This is a genomic window from Rossellomorea orangium (assembly GCF_019334305.1).
Taxonomy (GTDB): domain Bacteria; phylum Bacillota; class Bacilli; order Bacillales; family Bacillaceae_B; genus Rossellomorea.
Map to the genome: position 1 here is coordinate 48,295 of NZ_JAHWGH010000021.1, position 6,679 is coordinate 54,973.

7 protein-coding genes are annotated in these 6,679 nt (G+C 44.1%); 4 read left to right on the forward strand and 3 right to left on the reverse strand.

Features of this window, described 5'->3' with window-relative positions; genetic code table 11:
• Positions 1-261: 261 nt before the first annotated feature.
• Entirely contained in the window at positions 262-1,200 is a 939-nt protein-coding gene (gene msrB, locus KYJ26_RS20695) for a peptide-methionine (R)-S-oxide reductase MsrB (protein ID WP_219169609.1), read from the reverse strand.
• Between the two features lie 40 nt (positions 1,201-1,240).
• Positions 1,241-1,570: a CHY zinc finger protein gene (locus KYJ26_RS20700; protein WP_219169611.1), complete on the reverse strand. Its 330-nt coding sequence runs from the start codon at positions 1,568-1,570 to the stop codon at positions 1,241-1,243.
• A 138-nt stretch (positions 1,571-1,708) separates the two neighbouring features.
• On the opposite strand from KYJ26_RS20700, the gene KYJ26_RS20705 reads away from it, so the two are divergent.
• A complete protein-coding gene (locus KYJ26_RS20705; RefSeq protein WP_219169612.1) occupies positions 1,709-2,323 on the forward strand; it encodes an NAD(P)-dependent oxidoreductase in 615 nt (204 codons plus the stop codon).
• A gap of 51 nt (positions 2,324-2,374) precedes the next feature.
• Here the strand turns inward: KYJ26_RS20705 and KYJ26_RS20710 are convergent, their stop codons facing one another.
• Positions 2,375-3,043, reverse strand: a complete 669-nt coding sequence (locus KYJ26_RS20710) for a haloacid dehalogenase type II (RefSeq protein ID WP_219169614.1) — start codon at positions 3,041-3,043, stop codon at positions 2,375-2,377.
• Between the two features lie 159 nt (positions 3,044-3,202).
• Between KYJ26_RS20710 and KYJ26_RS20715 the strand changes: the two genes are divergently transcribed.
• The 3 genes from KYJ26_RS20715 (at position 3,203) to KYJ26_RS20725 (ending at position 6,480) form a co-directional block, all read left to right on the forward strand.
• Positions 3,203-4,546, forward strand: a complete 1,344-nt coding sequence (locus tag KYJ26_RS20715) for an MFS transporter (RefSeq protein ID WP_219169616.1) — start codon at positions 3,203-3,205, stop codon at positions 4,544-4,546.
• Positions 4,547-4,680: 134 nt separating this feature from the next.
• Positions 4,681-6,150, forward strand: a complete 1,470-nt coding sequence (locus tag KYJ26_RS20720) for a phospholipase D family protein (RefSeq protein WP_257475169.1) — start codon at positions 4,681-4,683, stop codon at positions 6,148-6,150.
• Between the two features lie 72 nt (positions 6,151-6,222).
• Entirely contained in the window at positions 6,223-6,480 is a 258-nt protein-coding gene (locus tag KYJ26_RS20725) for a GlsB/YeaQ/YmgE family stress response membrane protein (RefSeq protein ID WP_219169618.1), read from the forward strand.
• Positions 6,481-6,679: the final 199 nt, after the last annotated feature.

A 6,679-nucleotide genomic window follows, 5' to 3' on the forward strand; every position in this document is an offset into this window, starting at 1 on the left:
GGATGTAGTGAGTGGCGGTTGATTTCCGCTACAGGTGCTCGACTCCTGCGGGAAACGGGCGTGCCGAGACCCCGGAAGCGGTTTTTGCTGAGGAGGCTCGGCTGAACGTCCGTGGAAAGCGGAGCAGTTCCCTTCACCCTCCTGCACCACACCTTAAATGACAGAGCATCGTAAATCTTAGTTTGTATGCGAATAGCAACAATCTTTGGGAAAACAGCCAAAAATAAATAGATGTCGGCTTACTTATAGGCCGACATCTATTTATTTACCATGAAACAACAATAGAAAATCTCCATACCCTTCTTCTTCAAGCCTTTCTTTCGGAATAAAACGCAACGAAGCAGAATTGATACAGTAGCGAAGCCCTTTGGGACCCGGGCCGTCCGTGAATACATGACCAAGATGCGAATCGGCTTCCCTGCTCCTGACTTCCACCCGGGTTGAACGATGGGAAAGATCGTATCGCTCGTTGACGCTTGCATCCATGACCGGCTTTGTAAAGCTCGGCCAGCCACAGCCACTGTCATACTGATCTTTCGAAGTGAATAGCGGCTCCCCTGATACGATGTCCACATATAACCCTTCTTCCTTGTTATCCCAGTATGCGTTTTCGTAAGGTGGCTCGGTTCCATCTTCCTGTGTCACGTAATATTGCAAGTCCGTCAGCTGTCCTTTTAGATAAGACCGGTCTTTGGGCCAATACTTCTTCAAAAAATCTTCTCTGCTTCGCTTATACAAAGCATACCGGAAAGCGTTTTTCTTGTGGAATTCCTGGTGATATTCTTCCGCTCGATAAAACGCGCTGGCAGGAAGGATTTCTGTCACGATGGGATCTAAAAATATTCCACTTCGCTCTAATTCTTCCTTAGATATTTCCGCCAGCCTTTTTTGAGTGTCATTATGATAAAAAATCGCCGTACGATATGAACTTCCCCGATCTTTAAACTGCCCGTCGGGATCGGTGGGGTCAATTTGTTTCCAGTAAAGGTCAAGGAGTTTCTCATATGAAAATAAAACAGGATCAAACGTAATCTGCACCGCTTCATAATGCCCTGTTGAGCCTGATGTCACATCTTTATAGGATGGATCTTCTGATTCCCCTCCCGTATACCCGGAAACGATCCCTTCAATTCCTTCTTGATTCTCAAAGGGTTCCACCATACACCAAAAGCAGCCTCCGGCAAACGTTGCTTTCTCCATTTCATCATTCCTTTCGTTTCACGTGAAACATATTTTGACCTCACCCTTGAAAATACAGGTGATAGTGATTTTGACACCCTGGGTTAAAGGAAGACCGGCAATGAGGACAGACCGATTGACAATTCATATATTGTAAAATGGTTAACTCATTCTTGCATTCTCCGCAAAGAACCGCTTTCGTATTCCATTCCTCCGGGGACCATAGAACGGGATCATGATCAGCGATTTCTTCATGGCATGTATGACAAGGATAATAGGTATTACAGCATTTAAATTTAATGGCGATAATATCCTTCTGCGTTCTATAATGCTTACATTTTGTTTTAGAATCTACATCTACGCCAGATACCGGAATCAACTTTTCAGTCATGTTCTTCCTCCCTAATGAGTATGTAGTAGCTTTCGATATTCATTGTTCGTATTCCTACCAAGATCTAAAATGAATAACTAGTCTAATGATCTAACTGTACTATACAATGAATAATAAGAGAAAGGGAGGGGAAGATTCTTGAAGGTAATCGTATTCGGAGCAACCGGCGGTACAGGTAATGAAGTCATCAAGCAAGCTTTGGCTGATGGCCATGAAATCACAGCTTTTGTAAGAAACCCATCTAAACTAAATGGAGATCACCCACTATTAACCACTATTCAGGGGGATGCTTTAAACGCTAAAGAAGTGGAAGGGGCATTAGCGGGACAGGAAGCCGTCATATCCTGTCTGGGTTCGGATGGACTGAAGGAAACAACCGTCCTTACCGCGATGACAAAGAATATCCTGACAGCCATGAACACCCATCATATTGATCGCATCGCATACGTTGCATCTGCAGGGATTCACAAAGAAATACCCGGCATTCAGGGTAAGCTTGCACAATTCATCCTGCGCAATGTATTGAGGGACCATAGAAATGCGGTAGAAGAAATAAAGAAACATAACGTTCGATACACGATTGCAAGACCTATGCAATTGACCACCCAGCCACTGTCAAAGACGTATCGACAAGATCCAGATTCGATCCCGGACAAAGGCCGTAAAATAGGACGTGCAGATGTCGCTCACTTTCTAATACAAAGTCTCCTTCAAGAGAAACACATCAATGAATCCATTGGCTTAGCTTACTGAAAAGGTAAAAAAGAGGCTCGGCATTCGTCCATATGCCAGCCCCTTCTATAATCATTTATGCTCAAGTATCCCCATTAAATCCTTATAAACAAAATGAGGTTTGACCCCAAGCTCATCCATCACCTTATCCTGCCGGTTGATCCAAGCCGTATTGAACCCAAAGTTGGTGGCTCCAGCAATATCCCATGGGTTTGAAGACATAAACAAGACTTCTTCCCTTTTGACCCCAAGCTTCTTAAGGACAAGCTGATAAGCCATCGGAGTCGGCTTGAACTGCTTTACTTCATCGACTGTTAACACCTCATCCAGCAGGTGCCCGAATGCAGACTGCTCCACGAGCGGTGAAAGCATATCAAGAGAGCCATTTGAGAAGATGGCGGTTTGATAAGATTTCAGTTCCCCGAGTACACTCTCTACTTCCTCATAGTGAGTTAATTCCAGGTAAGCATCCAACAATTCCTTCTCTTTGTCGTCGGAAAGATCGACTCCCACATGGACACATGCGTAATGCAGGGCATCCCTGGTGATAGAGAAAAATGTCGTATACGTTCCCATCAGCTGACGAAGAAAGCTATATTCCAATTGTTTTTGACGCCACACCTGACTGATTTCCTCCCCTTTATCGGGAAAGAGTTCATTACATTTTTCAATGACGGAATGGACATCGAATAACGTGCCGTACGCATCAAACACGAAAGCTTTTATTGTATGATTTGACATACTTATCCCCCTTATAGATTCTCCTTATATAATAGACCATTTCCATAATCTTAAACTTCCACAAGCCCACCCGAAAAGCAGGCACATTCATTTTCAGTACGTCTTTGTTTATGGTATAGTACTTCGAGCATCAACATCTATCATGGAGGTGGTCAAAAAATGACTGGTGAACAACATGTACAGGCATCTCCTTCACATACAAAGACAATTCTTTTTCTAAGTTTGACGATTTGGCTCGTGGTGATGAATACGACCATGTTCAATGTAGCCCTTCCGAATGTATTGAAAGATTTCTCCTTGGCTCCTTCCGAAGGAGCCTGGATCGTATCGGGGTATTCAATCGTACTTGCCATTTGTACCATTACGTATACCCGCTTGGCTGATTACATCCCGATCAAGCGGTTGCTTATCATTGGGATTACTATCTTCGGCATAGCCTCATTAACTGGCTTCTTTGCCAATACGTTTGCGTGGTTATTGCTTTCCCGGTTATTTCAAGCGGCTGGGGCAGCAGCCATCCCAGGTCTATCCATGGTGTTTGCCGGACGTTTTGTGCCTTTAAAAAGGCGTGGCCGTGCTCTTGCGATGATCGCTTCTGCTTCTTCCCTTGGATTTGGCTTGGGTCCCGTTGTGGGAGGCGTCATCACGGATTACCTGAATTGGAATTATTTATTCTTGATTACGTTATGCGTACTTGGGATGATTCCCGTATTGTACCGCTTTCTACCAAATGAGACGACAAGAAAGGGATACTTCGATGTATGGGGAGGCTTCCTGACCGGAATCGGGATCACCTTCTTCCTGCTATTCATTTCGACGTTTCATTGGTACTATTTCGCAGGTGCCGTCGTTTTCTTCGGTGGATTATGGATTCGGATCCATAAGATTGAGATTCCCTTTATTCAGCCCAGCTTGATTCGGGATAAAGGCTATCGGCAGATTCTCTATATGAGCTTCCTTGGCTTTGTCACCCATTTCGCCATCTTGATCGTCATGCCCCTCATGCTACAGCATGTATTCGGCAAAAACCCGACGGCTGTCGGATTCATCATTTTCCCAGGTGCGATGCTCTCTGCCGTCGCAGCCATATTTGTAGGAAGACTGATCGACCGATACGGGAATATCAGAGTGATGTTTCTCGCTCATATTCTTCTCATCGTTTCGACTGTCCTTTTTTATCTTTTATCACCGCACAGTGAGTACATGATCATGTTAGCCTATATGTTTACAAGTTTCGGTTTCTCCAGTCTTTCTTCAAGCACGACAAACGAAGTCTCCCGTGTCATGAGCAAGGAATTGATTGCCTCAGGAATCGGGATGAAGCAGTTGATTCACTTTGTCGGGAGCGCATCCGGCTCTGTCCTTGGCGGAATCATCGTGGAAATGGGCGGAGCAGATTTCCCGGTGAGCTCCTTTCAGATTACTTTTTTGGTTCTGATTGGAATTATGACGGTGTCTCTCTTACTCTTACTTATATATCGCAGACATGTTCATCCATCGTAGTCAAGGAGTCCAGGCAGGTTTTACTGCCTGGACTTTTTTAATGAACTTTTCCCATCAGATCCCGTTGTATGTGGATTTCCCTCCTGCCATTAAGGGTATAGTAAGAAAAAAAACAATAGAACAGGGGAATTCATTTGAAGACCAAGAAAAAGTGGTATAAGAAGAAAAGCTGGTGGATCGGCGGTGCCATCATTTTAATCCTGACGGCGGTCATGATATATAACCGCATAAAGCCTTTGCCTAAAGGGATTTCCTACGCCAGCGACACCTATGCCATACCTGAAAGGGACGTGGAATTCTTATACGACCTCACCTATCAGAAGGATGGAAAAGAACATTATGATCAGTCGATCTTTGATGAAGTCTATCAAACCATTGAAGAGGCAGATGATTTTCTTATTTTGGACTTATTCTTAGTAAATGGCTATACAAAAGGGGATCGTGATTATCCTAAAATTAGTGAAACATTATCCAGGAAGATTGAAGAACAAATGAAAAAGAAGCCCGACCTGAAAGTGGTCTTCATCAGTGATGTCGTTAACACGACTTACGGCTCCCATACAGCGAAACAAATTGAGCCTCTAGAAAAGCTTGGAGCTGAAGTGGTCTTTACCGACTTAAATCGTCTTAGAGATCCCAACCTCTTATATTCCGGTGTGTGGAGGACTGCCTTTGGCTGGTTTGGGCAGGAAGGTACCGGCTGGCTGCCCAATCCCATGGCACCCTCCGCACCTAAGGTCACAATGAGGTCATATTTGAAACTATTGAATGTCAAAGCGAATCACCGGAAAATCGTCATAACGGAAAAATCCGGACTCATCCTGTCCGCCAATCCCCATGACGCCAGTGGTTTCCACTCGAATATCGCATTCAAGGTGAAAGGAGACATCCTGAAGGATATGGTAAAAGCCGAAAAAGCGGTAGCGGCTTTTTCAGGCGGAAATGTAAATGCCTTCCCTTCTGAAGAAGAGGTCAATGATTCCGTCAAAGCCCTTCCACCCGGTGAGTCGACTGTCAACGCTCAGATCCTGACGGAAAGAGAAATTCAAAAAGGGGTGGTAAAGGCATTAGATGACGCGGAAAAAGGAGACGAAGCATGGATCGGCATGTTTTATCTGGCGGACCGGGATATCATCGATGCCATTGAAGATGCGGCAGAACGCGAAGTGGACATTCGTTTAGTCCTGGACCCGAACCAGAACGCCTTTGGACAAGAAAAAATCGGTCTGCCGAATCTCCCCATTGCAGCCGAGCTTCATAAACTCGAGAACGAACATATTACAATCAGATGGTATAACACGAATAAAGAGCAATATCATACGAAATTTATTTATGTAAAAGGAAAAAAGCAAAGTACGGTAATTGGGGGATCCGGCAACTATACGTCCCGGAACATGGATGATTATAATTTGGAAGAAAACGTGAAACTGACGGCCCCGGCAGACAGCAAAACCATGAAGGAAGTCGATGACTATTTCGACCGGATTTGGAACAACAAGAACGGTACATACACCGTGGACTATGAAAAATATCAGGATAAACTACCGGCTTTTAAATATGTAATGTATATCCTTCAGAAAATTTTTCAAGTGACAACATATTAGGTTTTGACTTCTGAAAAAAGGGGAATTTAACTTGTAACAACACAAATAAAAAACATTGATGGAGGTAAAGAAATGGGTATTATTTTGTATTTAATTGTTGGTGGAATCATTGGTTGGTTAGCCGGTCTTATATTAGGTAAAAACGTCCCTGGTGGAATCATCGGAAACATCATCGCAGGTATCATCGGTGCATGGATCGGTGGAGAGCTTCTTGGCAGCTTCGGCCCGTCACTAGCAGGAATCGCCATTGTCCCGGCATTGATTGGAGCGATCATCTTCGTATTCCTATTAAGCTTACTACTAAGAGGTATGAGAAGAACGTCTCATTAATAACGAATATAGAAGAGGCTGGGACAAAAGGGCTTCTGATAAAGAGAAATCCGAACGAGTGATTTGATAAAAATCTAACTCGTTCGGATTTTTAATTTTCAGTGCTGAAGTTTTTTTAGCAGATTCCAGCTGTTGATTGGAGTGCAAGACGAAGACTCCTGCGGGAAAAGCGGAATAGGTGAGACCCCGCAGGAGCGAC